Source organism: Flavobacterium humidisoli (assembly GCF_023272795.1).
Classification (GTDB): domain Bacteria; phylum Bacteroidota; class Bacteroidia; order Flavobacteriales; family Flavobacteriaceae; genus Flavobacterium; species Flavobacterium humidisoli.
The window spans coordinates 3,221,956-3,240,360 of sequence record NZ_CP096829.1; the positions used below are offsets into that span (position 1 = coordinate 3,221,956).

Annotated in this window: 15 protein-coding genes; 13 read left to right on the forward strand and 2 right to left on the reverse strand. The window is 33.2% G+C overall.

Annotated elements, in window-relative coordinates; genetic code table 11:
* The first annotated feature begins 40 nt into the window (after window positions 1-40).
* The 10 genes from ychF (at window position 41) to M0M44_RS13830 (ending at window position 11,908) form a co-directional block, all read left to right on the forward strand.
* Entirely contained in the window at window positions 41-1,135 is a 1,095-nt protein-coding gene (gene ychF, locus M0M44_RS13785) for a redox-regulated ATPase YchF (protein WP_248726167.1), read from the forward strand.
* 229 nt (window positions 1,136-1,364) lie between these two features.
* The gene (locus tag M0M44_RS13790; protein ID WP_248726168.1) at window positions 1,365-2,042 is read left to right on the forward strand and encodes a TIGR02117 family protein; all 678 of its coding nucleotides are present in this window, start codon (window positions 1,365-1,367) and stop codon (window positions 2,040-2,042) included.
* Window positions 2,011-2,262: a hypothetical protein gene (locus M0M44_RS13795; RefSeq protein WP_248726169.1), complete on the forward strand. Its 252-nt coding sequence runs from the start codon at window positions 2,011-2,013 to the stop codon at window positions 2,260-2,262. Before M0M44_RS13790 ends, M0M44_RS13795 begins: the two co-directional genes overlap by 32 nt.
* 74 nt (window positions 2,263-2,336) lie before the next feature.
* Window positions 2,337-3,296 carry a YihY/virulence factor BrkB family protein gene (locus M0M44_RS13800; RefSeq protein ID WP_248726170.1) on the forward strand — a complete coding sequence of 320 codons (960 nt, stop codon included), beginning with the start codon at window positions 2,337-2,339 and terminating at the stop codon, window positions 3,294-3,296.
* Window positions 3,293-3,817, forward strand: coding sequence for an NADPH-dependent FMN reductase (locus tag M0M44_RS13805; protein ID WP_248726171.1), 525 nt, complete (start codon window positions 3,293-3,295; stop codon window positions 3,815-3,817). Before M0M44_RS13800 ends, M0M44_RS13805 begins: the two co-directional genes overlap by 4 nt.
* Entirely contained in the window at window positions 3,818-4,792 is a 975-nt protein-coding gene (locus M0M44_RS13810; protein ID WP_248726172.1) for a transglutaminase domain-containing protein, read from the forward strand.
* A 76-nt stretch (window positions 4,793-4,868) separates the two neighbouring features.
* Window positions 4,869-6,044, forward strand: coding sequence for a nicotinate phosphoribosyltransferase (pncB, locus tag M0M44_RS13815; RefSeq protein ID WP_248726173.1), 1,176 nt, complete (start codon window positions 4,869-4,871; stop codon window positions 6,042-6,044).
* 162 nt (window positions 6,045-6,206) lie between these two features.
* Window positions 6,207-8,075 (forward strand): DNA topoisomerase IV subunit B, encoded by a 1,869-nt coding sequence (locus M0M44_RS13820; RefSeq protein WP_248726174.1) that lies wholly within the window; start codon window positions 6,207-6,209, stop codon window positions 8,073-8,075.
* 21 nt (window positions 8,076-8,096) lie between these two features.
* A complete protein-coding gene (locus M0M44_RS13825; protein WP_420842703.1) occupies window positions 8,097-9,164 on the forward strand; it encodes a PDDEXK nuclease domain-containing protein in 1,068 nt (355 codons plus the stop codon).
* Between the two features lie 23 nt (window positions 9,165-9,187).
* Complete coding sequence (locus tag M0M44_RS13830) at window positions 9,188-11,908, forward strand: DNA gyrase/topoisomerase IV subunit A (RefSeq protein WP_248726176.1); 2,721 nt, start codon at window positions 9,188-9,190, stop codon at window positions 11,906-11,908.
* Window positions 11,909-11,965: 57 nt separating this feature from the next.
* Here the strand turns inward: M0M44_RS13830 and M0M44_RS13835 are convergent, their stop codons facing one another.
* Both M0M44_RS13835 and M0M44_RS13840 read right to left on the reverse strand, forming a co-directional pair.
* The gene (locus M0M44_RS13835; RefSeq protein WP_248726177.1) at window positions 11,966-14,428 is read right to left on the reverse strand and encodes an AAA family ATPase; all 2,463 of its coding nucleotides are present in this window, start codon (window positions 14,426-14,428) and stop codon (window positions 11,966-11,968) included.
* Between the two features lie 7 nt (window positions 14,429-14,435).
* Window positions 14,436-15,488, reverse strand: a complete 1,053-nt coding sequence (locus tag M0M44_RS13840) for a PKD domain-containing protein (RefSeq protein ID WP_248726178.1) — start codon at window positions 15,486-15,488, stop codon at window positions 14,436-14,438.
* Between the two features lie 472 nt (window positions 15,489-15,960).
* On the opposite strand from M0M44_RS13840, the gene M0M44_RS13845 reads away from it, so the two are divergent.
* Genes M0M44_RS13845 through M0M44_RS13855 form a run of 3 tightly spaced genes read left to right on the forward strand, consistent with a single transcriptional unit; the run spans window position 15,961 to window position 18,387 of the window.
* Entirely contained in the window at window positions 15,961-16,476 is a 516-nt protein-coding gene (locus M0M44_RS13845; RefSeq protein WP_248726179.1) for a C40 family peptidase, read from the forward strand.
* Entirely contained in the window at window positions 16,460-17,404 is a 945-nt protein-coding gene (locus M0M44_RS13850; RefSeq protein ID WP_248726180.1) for a type VI secretion system baseplate subunit TssG, read from the forward strand. The genes M0M44_RS13845 and M0M44_RS13850 overlap by 17 nt, the downstream gene beginning before the upstream one ends.
* 2 nt (window positions 17,405-17,406) lie before the next feature.
* A complete protein-coding gene (locus M0M44_RS13855; protein ID WP_248726181.1) occupies window positions 17,407-18,387 on the forward strand; it encodes a TssN family type VI secretion system protein in 981 nt (326 codons plus the stop codon).
* The last annotated feature ends 18 nt before the right edge of the window (window positions 18,388-18,405 follow it).

The following is an 18,405-nucleotide window of genomic DNA, read 5'->3' on the forward strand; positions in this document are numbered from 1 at the left end:
GAGGCCTTATAAGGTCGAATAAATAAATAGAAACAAACAGATGAAAGCAGGAATTGTAGGATTGCCAAATGTTGGAAAATCAACATTATTTAATTGTTTATCTAATGCAAAAGCGCAGAGTGCTAACTTTCCGTTTTGTACAATCGAGCCAAATATTGGTGTTGTAAACGTTCCAGATCCAAGAATCAACAAATTAGAAGAATTGGTAAAACCAGAGCGTGTTCAAATGGCAACTGTAGATATTGTAGATATTGCAGGTTTGGTAAAAGGAGCAAGTAAAGGTGAAGGTCTTGGAAACCAGTTTTTAGGAAACATTAGAGAGTGTAATGCTATTATTCACGTTTTACGTTGTTTTGACAATGATAATATTGTACACGTTGATGGAAATGTAAATCCAATTCGTGATAAAGAAACTATCGATATCGAATTGCAGTTAAAAGATTTAGAAACTGTTGAAAAACGTTTAGAAAAAGTAAAACGTGCTGCAAAAACAGGAAATAAAGAAGCTCAAACAGAAGAGGCTTTATTAAACAGAATAAGAGAAGCTTTATTGCAAGCAAAATCGGCAAGAACAATTGTTCCTCAAAATAATGATGAAGAAGTTTTATTAGAAAGCTTCCAATTGATTACTGCAAAACCAGTTTTATACGTTTGTAACGTAGACGAAAGCTCTGCAGTAAACGGAAATAAATATGTTGATCAAGTTCGCGAATTAGTAAAGGATGAAGAGGCGGAAGTTATTGTTCTTTCAGTAGGAGCCGAGGCAGATATCACAGAATTAGAAAGCTACGAAGAGCGTCAGGTTTTCCTTGAAGATATGGGATTGGAAGAGCCAGGAGCATCAGTTTTAATTCGTGCAGCTTATAAATTATTAAAACAGCAAACTTATTTCACAGCTGGTGTAAAAGAAGTTCGCGCTTGGACAATCAATATCGGAGCTACAGCGCCACAAGCAGCTGGAGTTATTCATACTGACTTCGAAAAAGGTTTCATCCGCGCAGAGGTAATTTCATACGATGATTACGTTCAATACGGTTCTGAGGCAAAAGCAAAAGAAGCTGGAAAATTCAGAGTTGAAGGAAAAGAATATATTGTGAAAGATGGAGATGTAATGCACTTCCGTTTTAACGTTTAATTTTTTTTCAGAAGATAGAATAAAGAATAAAGAGAATAGACAAAAACTGCTGGAGAGATTCAGCAGTTTTTTTATGTCTAAAAAAGACAATAAAATCCACTTAAATTCTTGCTTTCGCGAATGCGAATCTGTAGAATCCGTGTGCCATTTTCAGAAAATAAAAAATTTTGGCTCAAAAATTGGGTAGATAAAAATTAACCAATTACTAATCTAAAATCAACCAATTAAAATGCTAAAAAAATCATTTAAAATTCTAGGCTGGACACTTTTCGGAATTTTCAGTTTTCTTGCTCTTTACATTACTTCTGTTTTAATTATTTCTAAAATTACAGTGAACTCAGATATAGCAAAAGTTGAAGAACAAAATGCTATTCCGATTTACATTCTTTCAAATGGAGTTCACACTGATATTGTAGTTCCAATCAAAAACGAAGTTAAAGACTGGCGAAACGAAATTCAGTTCAGTCAAACTCAATCAAAAGATTCATTAATGAATTATATTGCTTTTGGCTGGGGCGATAAAGGATTTTATCTGGAAACTCCAGAATGGTCAGATTTAAAAGCAAGTACAGCTTTTAAAGCCGCTTTTGGAATCAGCTCTTCTGCGGTACATGCGACATTTTTTAAACAATTACGAGAAGGAGACGACTGCAAACGCATTTTGATTTCTAAAGAAAATTATCAAAAATTAGTCAATTATATTTCAAATAGTTTCAGCAATCCAGTTCATCCACAATGGATTGAAGGTCATAGTTATGGAAAAAAAGATGCTTTTTATGAAGCAAAAGGAAGTTATAGCCTTTTCTATACTTGCAACACTTGGGCAAATAATGCTTTAAAAGCTGCCAATCAAAAAGCAAGTTTATGGACGGTTTATGACAAAGGAATTTTTTGTCATTACAAATAAATCTGCCTATGAAAAAAATACAATTAAATTTAATAATCTTTATGAAGAAAAAGATTTAAAGAAGCTTGATTCTGTAACTAAAATAAAAGGGAAGAAGTTAGATTCAATATCATTTTTGATAAAGCTGACAAGAAATGAATTAAATAAAATATTGAAAATTAATTATTTAGGTTATAATAATGAATATAAGAAATTTTCAAATAACATGGAAAAAATATAAAATTCGTCTAAAAATTGAGAAGTCAATAGTTTTTATTAATGCTTAAATTTGAGAGTATATCAAATAACCAGCAAATGAAAATCAAAGATATATTCTCGAAAACATGGTTTCTATTAAAGAATACTTTTTTAGAATTTAACGATGATAACGCAATTAAGCTAAGTGCAGCATTAGCATATTATACCATATTTGCGTTGCCACCTTTATTAATCATCATCATTACAATTTGCGGTTTCTTTTTTGGAGAAGAAGCTGTTACGGGAGAATTATACGGACAAATTAATGGTTTGGTAGGAAACGGCGCGGCAAGTCAGATTCAGGAAGCAATTAAAAATGTACAATTGTCTGGCGATAATGTTTTTGCAACCGTATTTGGAATCGTGATGCTGTTAATTGGAGCTTCAGGAGTTTTTGCCGAAATACAAAGTTCTATTAATTTTATTTGGGGACTTCGTGCAAAACCCGACAAAGGCATCAAAAAATTTATTCAAAACCGCTTAATGTCATTTTCTATGATTGCTTCAGTTGGTTTTTTAATGCTGGTCAGCCTTTTTATAAGTACGACTTTAGACTTGCTTAGTACGCGTTTAAAAGTTTATTTTCCAGAAAGTACAGTTTATTTGTTTTATGTAGTTAATATAGTCATTGTATTGGCGAGTATCAGTACGCTTTTTGCTATTATTTTTAGAACATTACCAGACGGAAAAATAAAATGGAAAGATGCTTTTATTGGTTCAGGAGTTACTGCAATTCTTTTTATGATTGGTAAATTTGCAATTGGATTTTATTTAGGAAGTTCTACAGTTGCTTCAGTTTATGGCGCAGCAGGTTCTGTGATAATAATTTTAGTTTGGGTCTATTATTCGGCAATTATTCTGTATTTTGGAGCAGAATTTACTAAGGTCTATGCTAAATCGTATGGAGGAAAAATCTATCCTAACGAATATTCGGTAGAAATAGCTAAAGAGATTTACGAAATTGATGGACCACAAAAAGAACCTGTAGAAGAAAAATTACTAAACGAAAAACCATGAAAATAATAGCCTTTGGAGGAAGTAACAGCAAACAATCAATCAACAAACATTTAGCAACTTATGCGTCAAGTTTATTTGAAAATGCAGAAGTTGAAGTTTTAGATTTGAATGATTTTGCAATGCCTGTATTTAGTGTGGATCTTGAAAAAGAAATTGGCAAGCATGAAGTGGCGCAAGCATTTTTGAACAAGCTTAAAGAAGCTGATATTCTGGTTGTTTCAATGGCAGAAAATAATGGAAACTATTCTGTTGCTTTCAAAAATGTTTTCGATTGGAGTTCTAGAATTGAAAAAGATGTTTTTCAGCATAAACCCATGTTACTATTAGCGACTTCTCCAGGCGGAAGAGGAGGTGCATCTGTTTTAGGAATTGCCCAAAATCTTTTCCCGCGTTATGGTGCAGAAATTAAGGGAAGTTTCTCATTACCAGCATTTGGCTCGAATTTTGATTTACAGGAAAATAAAATTTCTAACGTTGAGTTAGATAATGAACTGAAAAACATTATTAAATCAAATTTTTAAATGCCACAAAAAAAGATTGCCCTTATTTTTCTTTTACTAAATATTTTTGCTATCAATTTTACTTTCGCTCAAAAGATTAACGAAGTTGATAAAATAGTTGCAAAATATCCAAAAAATTTTGACAGCACTGAAAAATTAGCCGACAGAATTGAGAAAGATTTTGATTCGGATGCCGAGCGAGCACGCGCTATTTACAGCTGGATTGCTTTTAATATAAGATATGATTACAATGCCTATTTGAATCCGCCAAGAGTGCAGGGTTTCAGTTATTCTACCGAAGCTGAAAAACAGCGAAAAATAAAACAATTGAATGATAACCTGATTCAAAAAGCCTTTAACTCTAAAAAAGCGGTTTGTGAAGGTTTCACTGCTTTATATCAGAATTTGGCAGAACAAGTTGGTTTGAAGTGTGAAATTGTTAAGGGAGATTCTAAAACAAGACTGGCTGATATTGGAAGAAAAAACACTTCCTCAAATCATGCTTGGAATATGGTTTTGATTAACAAAAAATGGCGCTTGATCGATGTAACTTGGGGTCAGGGTTATTATGACAGTAATAAAGGAAGAATGGTTAACGATTTTAATCCGATTTATTTTGATACCGATCCTGACTATTTTTTTGCAAAGCATTTTCCAGATTCTGGATCATTTTTAGGAAGTCGATTAAGTAAAGATGATTTCTTAAACGGTCCATTGATTTATAATAAAACTATCGAAAACGATTATAAAATCAAAACTCCAAGTTCAGGCATAATGGAAGTGAAAAATGGAGATAAAATAACTGTCGAAATTAAAAATGTTTCCAAATCCAATCAGGTTTTTTATTTAAATAAAAAGAATCAGCCAGTTAAAGTTCAAAATCCAAAGGAAAAAAGAGGAGCTTTAGAGTTTCAAATTCTTATTGACAGCAATGTTGGTAATTACATTACGATTTTTGTTGACACCGATAGTATTGTGTCTTTTAAAATTGTCTAGAAAATAAGAGTTCTTCAATATTTTATGTTTTCTGAAATTGCCGTATCTTAGCGGGAAATGAAAAGAATTTGATGCTATGGAAACAGCTTTTTTGAAATCAATTTTAGATAATGATTTCTACAAATTTACAATGCAGCATGCTGTAATAAAGCTTTTTCCAAAGGCAAAAGTCCGTTACGGATTCATAAATCGCGGTAAACATATTTTTCCAGAAGGTTTTGCAGATCTACTTCGCGTTTCTGTAGATGCAATGGCAGATCTTCGTTTAACAAAAGAAGAAAAAAATTATCTGGCCCATTATTGCCCTTATCTAGATCCGACTTATTTAGATTTTTTACAAGGATATAGTTTTGATCCTTCTGAGGTGCAAATCAGTCAAGAAGGGTCAGAAATCAGTGTTACCGTAGAAGGATTCTGGTATAGAACAATTTTGTGGGAAGTACCGCTAATGGCATTGATTTCAGAACTGTTTTATAAAGCGAGCCATCTGATTCGCTTAAATGATGAAGCGATAAAGAATCTTACTAAAGAAAAAATTGAAAACTATAATAAACTTGGGGTTTCAGTTTTAGAATTTGGAACCCGACGTCGCCATTCTTATGAAGTTCATGACTTAGTAAATAAAACTTTGAGCACTTATGGTGGACAAAGTTTTATCGGAACAAGCAATGTACATTTTGCAATGGTCAATAATAAGCGCCCTTTAGGAACACACGCACACGAATGGTTCATGTTTCATGCCGCGCAATATGGTTTTAAAATGGCTAATTCGATAAGTCTCGAACATTGGACGCAAGTTTATAGTGGAGATCTCGGAATTGCTTTAACCGATACTTATACTACAGAAATATTTTTCAATCAATTTGATAAAAAATATTCTAAACTTTTTGATGGTGTTCGACATGATAGTGGTGACCCGATAGAATTTGCTCAAAAAGTAATTTCGCATTATACTAAAATGGGAATAGACCCTAAATCTAAAGCGATTGTTTTTTCTGATTCGCTCAATTATGAAAAAGTTAAAAAGATTGTAGATTTCTGTCATGATAAGATAAAAATGTCATTCGGGATTGGAACCAATTTTACAAATGATGTTGGTCTTCCTGCAATGAATATGGTCATAAAATTGACCGATACAAAACCCGATAATACGCATTGGCAAGGTGTTGTAAAACTTTCAGACGAAAAAAATAAAAATACAGGAACTCCCGAAATGATTGCGCTGGCAAAACAAGTGCTTGGAATCAAATAGTATTTTTTGCTAAAAAAGCAGTTTTTTTATATTTTTAGTGTTCGTTTTATTTTAAAATCAATTTAAATAGATTTTAAACTGTTATTATTCATAACAAAAAAGAAATACGCTTTTATTTTTTACCGATAAATGGTACATTAGCCAAAAATCCTAAATTCATTTATGCTAGAGCAAAATCAATACAACGAAGATAATATTCGTTCACTCGATTGGAAGGAACATATTCGTATGCGTCCGGGTATGTACATCGGGAAATTAGGGGACGGATCATCACCAGATGACGGTATTTATATTCTTTTAAAAGAAGTTTTAGACAACTGTATCGATGAGTTCGTTATGGGTGCCGGAAAAACTATCGAGGTAAGTATTAAAGACAAAACAGTTTCTGTTCGTGATTACGGACGTGGAATTCCATTGGGTAAAGTGGTCGATGTAGTTTCGAAAATGAATACCGGTGGAAAGTACGATTCTAAAGCTTTCCAGAAATCGGTTGGTTTGAATGGTGTCGGAACAAAAGCAGTAAATGCTTTGTCTAATTATTTCCGTGTAGAATCGGTTCGTGATGAGAAACAAAAAGCAGCTGAATTTTCTGCAGGAAATTTGGTTCTAGAAGAAGACGTTATCGATACAACAAAACGTAAAGGAACTAAAGTAATTTTTACGCCAGACGAAACGATTTTCAAAAACTATAAATTCCGTTTAGAATATGTGATCAAAATGGTCAAAAACTATTGTTATTTGAACAATGGTTTGACTATTATTTTCAACGGAGAAAAATACTATTCAGAGAATGGGCTTCGTGATTTATTAGAAGAAACGATCAATGAAGACGATTTAGAATACCCAATTATTCATTTAAAAGAGCATGATATCGAGGTAGCGCTTACACACAGTAAAACGCAATACAGCGAAGAATATCACTCTTTTGTAAACGGTCAGAACACAACACAAGGAGGAACGCACTTAGCGGCCTATCGTGAAGCTGTTGTAAAAACAATTCGAGAGTTTTATAATAAGAATTTCGAAGCATCAGACGTTCGTAAATCGATTGTAAGTGCAATTAGTATTAAGGTGATGGAACCGGTTTTTGAGTCTCAAACCAAAACAAAATTAGGTTCTACCGATATGGGGTCTGATGATGGAACTCCAGCAGTTTCTGTTCGTACTTTCGTTAACGATTTCATCAAAACGAAACTGGATAATTACCTGCATAAAAATCCAACAACTGCCGAAGCTTTATTGCGTAAAATTCTGCAAGCAGAACGTGAGCGCAAAGAATTGTCGGGAATTAGAAAACTGGCGACAGATCGTGCTAAAAAAGCCAATCTTCACAATAAAAAATTAAGAGACTGCAGAGCTCATCTTCCTGATACCAAAAATCCAAGAAACTTAGAAAGCACGCTTTTTATTACCGAGGGAGATTCGGCTTCTGGATCCATTACAAAGTCACGCGACGTGAATACTCAAGCGGTTTTCAGTTTGCGTGGTAAGCCTTTGAATTCATATGGAATGACGAAGAAAATTGTGTATGAAAACGAAGAATTCAATTTACTGCAAGCTGCGCTTGATATTGAAGACGGATTAGAAAAATTACGTTACAACAATATCGTAATCGCAACCGATGCCGATGTCGACGGAATGCACATTCGTTTGCTTTTGATTACTTTCTTTTTACAGTTTTTCCCAGAATTAATTAAAGAAGGGCATTTGTATATTTTACAAACGCCACTTTTCAGGGTTCGAAACAAAAAAGAAACCATCTATTGCTATTCTGAAGAAGAAAGAAAAGACGCCATCGAAAAATTAAAACCAAAACCAGAAATCACCCGATTTAAAGGTTTGGGGGAGATTTCGCCAGATGAGTTCAAGAACTTTATTGGAGACACCATTCGCCTTGACCCAATTATGATGGATAAAAATACTTCGATTGAGCAATTATTGTCTTTCTATATGGGTAAAAATACACCGGACAGGCAAGAGTTTATTATCAAGAATTTGAAGGTGGAAATTGATGAGTTGGAGGAGGTTTAAGAATTTTTAGAATAACAAATAGTGCCAGACGGTCTTCAAAATAAAGTTATTTTCCAGCAAGTTGCCGAGCTATTGCAAAGTGCCCGACAACAGGTTTTGCGTACCGTAAATTCTACAATGACAATTACTTATTTTGAAATAGGAAGAATTATTGTTGAAGAAGAACAAAATGGAAAAGATAGGGCTGAATATGGGAAAAAGCTTTTAAAAGATCTTTCGAAGCAATTAACTAAAGAATTTGGAAGAGGCTTTTCTATTGATAATTTGGAAAATATGAGGAAGCTCTTTTTAACTTTCTCAAAATCCGAGACACTGTCTCGGATTTTCGAAATTCAAAAAAAACAGTCACTAACTGAGGAATTCAATAAACCAGATTATCAAACTTTGGCTTCCTTTTTTAAATTGACTTTTAGCCATTATATTTTTTTAATGCGAATTGAAGATGAAAAAGAAAGACAGTTTTACAAAATTGAATCTGAAAAACATAATTGGAGTGTTCGAGAATTAAAACGTCAATATGATACGGCACTTTATACACGATTGGCTTTAAGTAGAGATAAAGAAGGAGTCTTAAAGCTTTCAGAGCAAGGTCAGATTATCGAGAAACCGAAAGATATTATTAAAGATCCTTATATTCTTGAATTTTTAGGATTGCCAGAATTACATCAATATTCAGAATCTCAATTAGAAGAAGAAATCATTAGTAAACTAGAGCATTTTTTATTAGAATTAGGTCATGGTTTCACTTTTGTAGCAAGACAGGAAAGAATTACTTTTGATGATAAACATTTTAGAATTGATTTAGTCTTTTACAATAGAATACTGCGATGTTTTGTCCTCATTGATTTAAAAATAGGCGAATTAAAACATCAGGATTTAGGTCAGATGCAAATGTATGTCAATTATTACGATAGAGAAATGCGATTGGAAGATGAAAACAAAACTATTGGAATTGTACTTTGTCAGACTAAAAGTGAAGCAGTTGTAAAATATACTTTGCCAGAAAACAACGAGCAGATATTTGCAAGTAAATATAAGACCGTTTTACCAAGTGTTGAAGCTTTAAAAGAATTACTCGAAAAGAAATAGAATTATAATTAGAATATAATTAAATGAAAGACGAAGAAGACGATAACATAATTCCAAACGACGACGAGAATAATCAGGATGAAAACCAAATTGATGACAATCAAAATGGAGATGACGATGAGATTATCGACGTAGATGCTAAACAGTTTGAAGGGCAGCATTTTTACGAAAATCAGGAAGAAGAAGGCGAAGACGTTATTACGAAAGTAACCGGAATGTACAAAGACTGGTTCTTGGATTACGCTTCGTATGTAATTTTGGAACGTGCAGTTCCAGCTATCGAGGACGGATTCAAGCCTGTTCAGCGTCGTATTATGCACTCTTTAAAAGAGTTAGATGATGGTCGTTATAATAAAGTTGCCAATGTTGTTGGTCACACCATGCAGTATCACCCACACGGAGATGCGAGTATTGGTGATGCGATGGTGCAAATTGGTCAAAAAGATTTATTAATTGACTGTCAAGGTAACTGGGGTAATATTTTAACAGGCGATGGAGCAGCAGCTTCACGTTATATCGAGGCACGTTTGTCTAAATTTGCTTTGGAGGTTTTGTATTCTCCAAAAATAACCGATTGGGGAGTTTCGTACGATGGTCGTCGTGCAGAACCAAACAATCTTCCGGTAAAATTCCCATTGCTTTTAGCGCAGGGGGCAGAAGGTATCGCAGTTGGTTTATCAACAAAAGTTTTACCGCATAACTTTAACGAATTAATTGACGCTTCGATTAAAATCTTAAAAGGAAAACCGTTTACGCTTTATCCTGATTTTATGACGCAGGGTATTGCCGATGTTTCTAATTACAACGACGGAATGCGTGGCGGGCGTGTGCGTGTGCGTGCTAAAATTTCGCAATTAGACAAAAATACATTGGTGATTACACAGATTCCGTTTTCGACCAATACATCGAGTTTAATTGACAGTATTTTGAAAGCAAATGAAAAAGGTAAAATCAAAATCAAGAAAATTGAAGACAATACGGCTGCCGATGTTGAGATTTTAATTCACCTTTTCCCAGGCGTTTCGCCAGATAAAACGATTGATGCGTTATTTGCATTTACAGCTTGTGAAACATCTGTAGCGCCTTTAGGATGTGTTATTGAGGATAATAAACCGTTGTTTATCGGTGTTTCTCAAATGTTGAAAATTTCAACAGAAAGAACAGTCGATTTACTTCGTCAGGAATTAGAAATTCAGTTAGAAGAATTAAAAAATAAGTGGCACTTTTCTACGTTGGAGAAAATCTTCATTCGTGAAGAAATGTATATTGACTTCAAATTATATGGAGACAGAGAATCACTTTACAAATACTTATACGATCGTTTTGAGCCTTTCAAAAAATCATTCGTTAGAGACATCAATGACGACGATTTACAAAGACTGACTCAAATTCCGATGATTCGTATTACGCGTTTTGACTCTGATAAAGCTGATGATTTAATCGCTAAGTTAGAAGATGAAATGAAAGAAGTAGAGTATAATCTGGAACATTTAACAGATTTTGCAATTGCTTATTTTACGAAATTAAAAGAGAAATACGGAAAAGGCCGTGAACGCCAGACAGAACTTCGTGTTTTTGATAACGTTGAAGCCACAAAAGTTGTTTTAAGAAACACAAAACTTTATGTAAATCGTGAAGAGGGATTTGTTGGAACAAGTTTAAAGAAAGACGAATACGTTGGCGATTGTTCTGATATTGATGATGTTATCGTGTTTTTAAGAGACGGAACATTGATGATCACAAAAGTAGATGCCAAAACATTTATAGGAAAAGACATTATACACGCAGCAGTTTTTGATAAAAACGATAAACGCACCATTTATAATATGATGTATCGCGATGGTAAATCGGGGCCGTCTTATATAAAACGTTTTAATGTTACAGGTGTAACACGTGATAAAGCTTACGATTTAACTAATGGAACAAACGGCTCTCAGGTGGTTTACTTTTCACATAATCCAAATGGAGAAGCTGAGGTTGTAACTATTTTGCTTCGTCAGGTTGGAACGATTAAGAAATTGAAATTCGATATTGATTTTGCTAATTTAGCGATTAAAGGACGTGGTTCTAAAGGAAACTTGGTTACCAAATATCCAATCAAGAAAATCGAGTTAAAAGAAAAAGGAATTTCCACTTTACTGCCAAGAAAAGTTTGGTTTGATGATACGGTAAAACGCTTAAATGTTGATGCTAGAGGAGAACTATTAGGCGAATTTAAACCAAGTGATAAAATATTGGTAATTAGTCAATCGGGTAAATTGAAGGTTATTATTCCGGAATTATCGACTCACTTTGATGAAGATATGATCGTTTTGGAAAAATGGAAACCTAAAAAACCAATTTCTGCAATTTATTATGATGGAGAAAAAGAGCGTTATTTCTTGAAACGTTTCCTTGTAGAAAATGAAGGTAAGGAAGAAAGTTTTATTACCGATCACCCGAATTCGCAGTTAGAGATTGTTTCAACAGATTATCGTCCGGTTGCACAATTGGTTTTTGCCAAAGTAAAAGGGGTTCAAAAAGATGATTTACATATTGATGTAGAAGACTTTATAGCCGTAAAAGGTTTCAAGGCTTTAGGGAATCAATTGACAACAGATAAACTAAAACAGGTAAATTTATTAGATCCGCTTCCTTATGAAGAACCTGTTGAAGAAGTTCCTGAAAGACCAGAAATTTCAGAAGACGATCCAGTCGAAACAGAATTAGATGACGATGGCCAGATAGGCTTGGTTTTAGAATAAAAAATGAAAACGCCAGAAACTTAAGTTCTGGCGTTTTTTTATAGGTATATGCTTCGATTAATTCTCAACGGGAACAATTTCTTCTTTAACCCATTTGACTTCGTTGTTTTCAATAATTGCCGTAACGATATCGCCATCTTTAATTTCTCCAGAAATTAACTTTTTTGCCAAAGGTCTTCTCAAATGGCTTCTAATAATGCTTTTAATTGGTCTTGCTCCATATTTAGCATTAAATCCGTTTTCGGCGAGATAAGTTTTAGTCTCAATCGGAATTTCGACTTCGACATTGATGTTTTTCAATAAGTCAGTAAATTCTTTTTTAAGATGTATTTCAAATATTTTAAGGGCATTTTCTTTACTAAGTGGAGCAAAAGGAATAATTTCAGTTAATCTTCCCAAAAACTCAGGTCTGAAATAATTTGCCATAATTTCCATTAAAGAAGTCGAACTCGGAATTTCACCGCTGTTAAAGGTTTCTACAATGTGATCTGCTCCAATATTGGATGTAAAAAGTATAATAGCATTCGAAAAATCACCTTCTTTTCCTAAACGATCGTGAAGTTTGCCTTCGTCCATAACTTGCAGGAAGACATCAAAAACGGATGGATGCGCTTTTTCAATTTCATCAAATAAAACAATAGAGTAGGGTTTCTGTCTAATTTTGTTAACAAGCAAGCCTCCTTCTTCATAACCCACATATCCCGGAGGCGCACCATATAGAAGAGCTGCAGAATGTTCCTCTTTAAATTCAGACATATCAAATCTGATAATTGCATTTTCATCTTGAAAAAGAAATTCAGCTAAACTTTTGGCTAATTCTGTTTTTCCAGTTCCTGTTGGACCTAAGAAGAAAAAAGATGCAATTGGCTGACCTGCTTTGCTTAAACCTGATCTTGATTCTAAGATAGAACCAGCAACCGTAGCAATGCAATGATCTTGACCAATTACTCTTTTGCTTAAAACCTCTTCAATTGTATTAAGTTTATTTTTTTCTTCTTCGTTTAACTTTCCTGCCGGAATTCCCGTTTTTTGAGCAATTATAAGAGACAAATCAAAAGCCTCAATATGGACACGTTTGTCTAAAGCTCTCTTTTCGATTATTTGCAAGAGGTTTTCAATATAATTGATGATAACTTCAGAAGACTCAAATGTTTTTGAATTGTTCTCCTCATCAGCAATCATTAAAAAAGCAGTTTTGTTTGCTAAATCAGTTAAAAACCAATTGGATTCTTTCATTAATTGCTCTTCAGATAAACCTGCTTCATTTTGTTTAAGCATTTCTAGTTTGCTAATAAGCGCAGCTTTTTCTTTTAAAAAAGTTTCACCAGAAGTTTTAAGGACAGACATCGTATGATCTATCAGATTTATAGCTGATTCTGGTAGACTTTTTTCTTTTAAATACCTTTTAGATAATCGAATAGATTCAGAAATCGTTTCGTCATCAATCTGTATTTTGTGATGTTCCTGATACGTTTTTATTGATTCACGAATCATTCGAAACAAAGTTTCATCATCAGATTCTTGCAGTTTAACAATTTCAAACATGCCCGAAAGACCTTGCTCTTTTTCAATTCTCTTAGAAAATTCGTCAATAGTTGAAGTTGCAATAATATTTAATCCCTTTGCTAATTCCCCTTTTAAGACATTTGAAACTCCCGAATCTCCGCCATTTTTATCTAAAAGAGTATGTATTTCTTCTATAATTAAAATTGCTTTTGGAAACTGTTTTAACTCCTGAATGCAGTTTTTTAAGCGGTCTTCAATTTCTCCTTTATACGAAGCGCCAGCAATTAAAGAAGATAAATCGAGTTCGAATAACTGCACTTTGTCTAATACATCTGGAATTTTATTATTAATGACATTTTCGACAAGAGCATCAATTAAAATGGTTTTCCCAATGCCACGGTCACCAATTAGCAATACATTGGGTTTAGAGAAACGGCATAAAATTTCTTTGATAGTATTTAATTCGGCTTCACGGCCTATTGCAGGTATTCTTTTTTTGTTTTTTTCAAGATTTTTATGAATGCAGTATTTGCCCAAAAAACCTTTTGTAACTTCTTGTTTGATCGCATTATTATTTTGTGGGATAACAATCTGATCATCGAGTAATTCATTTCTAGAAATAGGGTAAGATTTCATTTGATCAAAAGTAAAACCTACTCCCGGAGAACTAATAGCAATTATAATGGCATACAGGCTAATTTCATCTTCGTTTAATGCAATTCGTACCGATTCAGCTTCTTTTATGATCTCATCAATAATATCGCTTGGTTCAGCGTCAAGAACATTGGTGGTTTTTGGTTCTTCCTCAATTCGTACTTCTGCCCATTCATCAAGATAATAAACATCTTTACCCATAGCTTCAAGACGTTTTAAAAGAGATAAATCCCTGTTTAAAACAGCTTTTAACAAATGCGATGCCGAGTAATATTTATTTAAATTGTTTTTAGCAATTTTTTTAGCAATTTCTAATGCGCTTAGTAATTCTACACTGAAAACGTTTTTTTCTTCTTCCATAATAAAATTAATCTTTAGACCATATCAGGTATTTTTTTACTTTATAGCTGATGCTTAACCCTTTTATGCAGTTTGTTTGTTTGTCTTTATTTAAGCGAATTGATTCAATTTTTATTTTCTTTCCTTTTACAGAAGCGCACAACTGGGCAAAAGTCACTAGATCTTTATCATTTTTTACAACTGGAATATCAAGATCATCGCATATAAATTCTGCAAAATCATCTTTTACTTTACTGCCTTCTGCGACCTTTTTAAATAAAATTTCAAATTGATCTTCAGACATTTTAGGTGCTTTTTTAGTTGTTGCGATGCTGTCTTTTACAGTTTTAGTTTTAGGCGCAACTGGAACGTATTGTAGCATTTCTTCCAGCGGATCTTTTTTAACAGGCCCGCGAGGCAGAGCAAATGCTTCGGCTTTTTTCTCAAATTCATATGAGCTTACGTCCAGCGGATTGGTCTTTTTTATAACTCTTGGATGCACATAAATTATCTTTTTTGCTACACGACTGAAATCGCCATTTATAACCAGCGTAATTGTTTTTTCGCCAGGAGTAATGAAGTTATAGACTGGATTTGAAGAAGTCTCGTCTATGCCTTTATTTTCACCAAATGCCCATTCCCAAGTCTTAGCATCTTCAGAAATTGATTTGAAATATGCAGGCTGTCCAACGGTGATAGTTTTAGGAGCAATAATCTTTGGCGTTCCTATTTTATCAGCCGCAAATTTGTCTTTTATAACCAGCTCTTTTGTATGAGTGCAACCACCGTTTATTGTTAATGTAACAGAGTATTTTCCTGGCTTTTTATAAATATGGAAAGTGTGCTTTCTGACATCTTTTTCTGACCCGTCTCCAAAGTCCCAAACCCATGATTTTGCATTAGAAGTTTGATCATAAAATTCTATAGATTCTTCTGATTGCGAATGGTCTGAAAAGATGTAAAATTTTGCGTCTTCACAATCGACATGATTAAAAAATTGAACTATAAAGGCAATGATTCCAACTAATAACAGGATGGTAAAAAAAAATACAATCCTAATGTCGATATTTTTTTGATTCATTTTTAAATTTTGAAATATTTTACTATGTAAGATAATTTTAACAAAAAACGGAAGCAAATGTAGTTTTTATTATTTTAAAAAACTTATATTTCATACTATAAATTTTACAAAAAATATTTGTATTCTTACAAAATATTTCGTTAGGTTTGTAACCACCTCGTTCCAAAATGTAAATAAATTCATAATAAACGAGTTACGTCCAAAAATGAGAATTTTCTCAAGGTTGAAAAATGAAAAATGAGCGAGAAGTTTGTTTTTTAATGTTGCTGAAATTTTAAAAAAAGGCCCATTTGGGGAAGTAAATTATTTTTAATTATCTAAAAAAAGCATATTAATATTATTTTTTATGAGGCAGATTGTTATAATGATTCTTATGATGCATTTATTTACAGAATGCCATGCTCAAAAATATATTTCCCAAATTCCCTTCAAATATGATTATTCTCTGGAGCTGTTAAAAAAACAGTCTCAAATGTCCGAAACAGGTTTAAAGAATAAAACAGTCGTTAATGATAATTCCGAGAATTTAAGTGATGAAGTACTGGCTCTCAAAGAGAAGTACTCCATAATTCTGGCTGTAATGCCCAATAAAATTACCAACTACAAATTATACTCCTACATAGATCCTTGGTTGAATACGCCGTATAAGGAAAAAAGCTTTTCTAAAAAAGGAATTGATTGCTCTTATTTCCTACAGTCTTTATACAGTGATGTTTATAAAGTTACTCTCCCTAAAGATCCTGCTGGAATGTGGAAATCGAAATCCATCCAGATTTTTACAGGGAGAAGTTTTCTTGCTGAAGGCGATCTGGTTTTCTTTAGATATGATAAAGATCATCCAATCTCCGATGTTGGCTTGTATCTGCATAATGACCGAATTCTGGCTTGTACAGACAAAGGTTTGGCAATATATAATTTCAATGATGAATACTTTCAGATACGATATATAGGCGCAGGACGAATCAACGAAGATGGAAAGAAAAAGTAAAAAAAGTCTAGAGGAGCTTGCATACGAAATAGAGAGTATTTCCTATGATATAAGGGCAGAAGTTGTTGCTAATGAACTTCTGGAAAATAAAGTTGTGGCACAAGACGAAATCACGATTTCGAACCATGGGCAGTTTTCGCGAGCGTACAGAAGCGATATTCTAGGAGCTGGAATTCAGGACGATAATTACGACAAACAAGAATATCTTAATATTAGACTGTCGCGAGATAGTATGTATGATGCATTACCTGAGGGTTTTGTTCATAGTTTGACTGAAAATAATGCTGATAAATCTGTTAAACAGATGATTAAGGAGCACAAACACCAGAAAAAGCAAGAAGCAGAAGCTCGTGTTTTTTTTACTCCTTTTGAAAATGAAATTTTTCATTATCGAACTAAAATTGAAAGTGTTGAAAGGAATTTTCTGTATCAGCTGAACGGAAGTAAACCATTGGAATTTTTCTATGATTTTTGGGGACTGTCTCACATTTATCCAGAAATTTTAGTTTCAAAGTTTATTCAGCTTTTACCCTATGCCTATAAAATAGTAGGAGATATTGACTTGGCTTGTCATTGTTTGTCCAATATTATTGAAGAAAAAGTAAGTTATACAACGACCACTTCAAAAGAGTACAGTGAAGAGGCAGAACAGATTAAGTTAGGAGAAAATAGATTAGGAGTTGATTTTATTACCGGAAAAAATTATATGGATTATTCGATGAATTTAACTCTAAAAATAGGGCCGATAGTAAATAAGACGTATCAGCATTATCTTAAAAACGGCGATATAAAAATATTTATAGATTGTTTTTGCGAACATTTCTTTCCGATGGAAGTAGAAGTAAAAACAGTTTTATTGATTAATGAAGAAACGGAGCAGTTTAATTTTAGTAAAGAACCTGTATTAGGGTACACAACACGAATATAGTAATGATTAAGAAGCATTTATTAGACCTTATTGATATCAGGCTTATAGTATTTTTAGCAATAATTGTAGGGGTAAGCCTTATACTTACCATGTTATTCAGAGATAAAGTAAAAGAATTTGCGCAGCAATACAAAAGGAAATTTTATATCTATATTTCCTCTTTTGTTTTAGTATATGCGCTGGTAGGTTTTTTGGGTTACAACAAACTATTTATCGAATTATCAGACGAATTTCTTTTTTATCAAATAGCATCATTGTTATTCGGTATACTGAATGTTTACTTGTACAGATGGTATTTTAACGAGTTTAATAAAAAAGGCGATGTTGGTATAGAATTGTTGTTTTCGCTACTTATAACACTATACTCCAGTGTATTATTTATAATTATTTACACAGCCTTAAACGGGATTACCCTAACCTTTTTAATGTGTTCTCATTTTTTGGTATTTATTGTGCCAACAGGAGTTTATGCGGTTTTTAATTATATGATGCAGATTCCGCCTAAAGAGTATGTTACGTGGAAAATTCCAGAGAGAAAAGATCCTTTCCCAGAGATTGAAAACGTTCAAATGAAGGATTTGCTATTGATCACCCTATTAATTCAGAAGAAAGAAAGCGATACAAAATATACTTCAATAAGATCAAAAGGTCCAGTGAGGATAGATTTTGGTGCTTTGTTTTATCATACTGTTTCTGGATACAATGAACACAATGCAGATAGTAAAATTGAATTAAAACAAGATGGAAAAAATTGCAATTGGGTATTCTTCCTGCAGCCAAAATGGTATCAAACAGCAAAATATGTAGACGCAAAATATACTTTGGGCATGAATGGTATTACCGAGAATTCGGTTATAATCTGTAAAAGACAGAAAAAAGAAGAGATTAGACTGCCTAAAAAACAAAATGGCGATGATGGTTTTATGTTTGAACCTAAAACTGGAAAGAAAGAAAAAGAGAAGGAAGCTGAATTAACTAATTAGCAATAAAAAGTAGTTTAA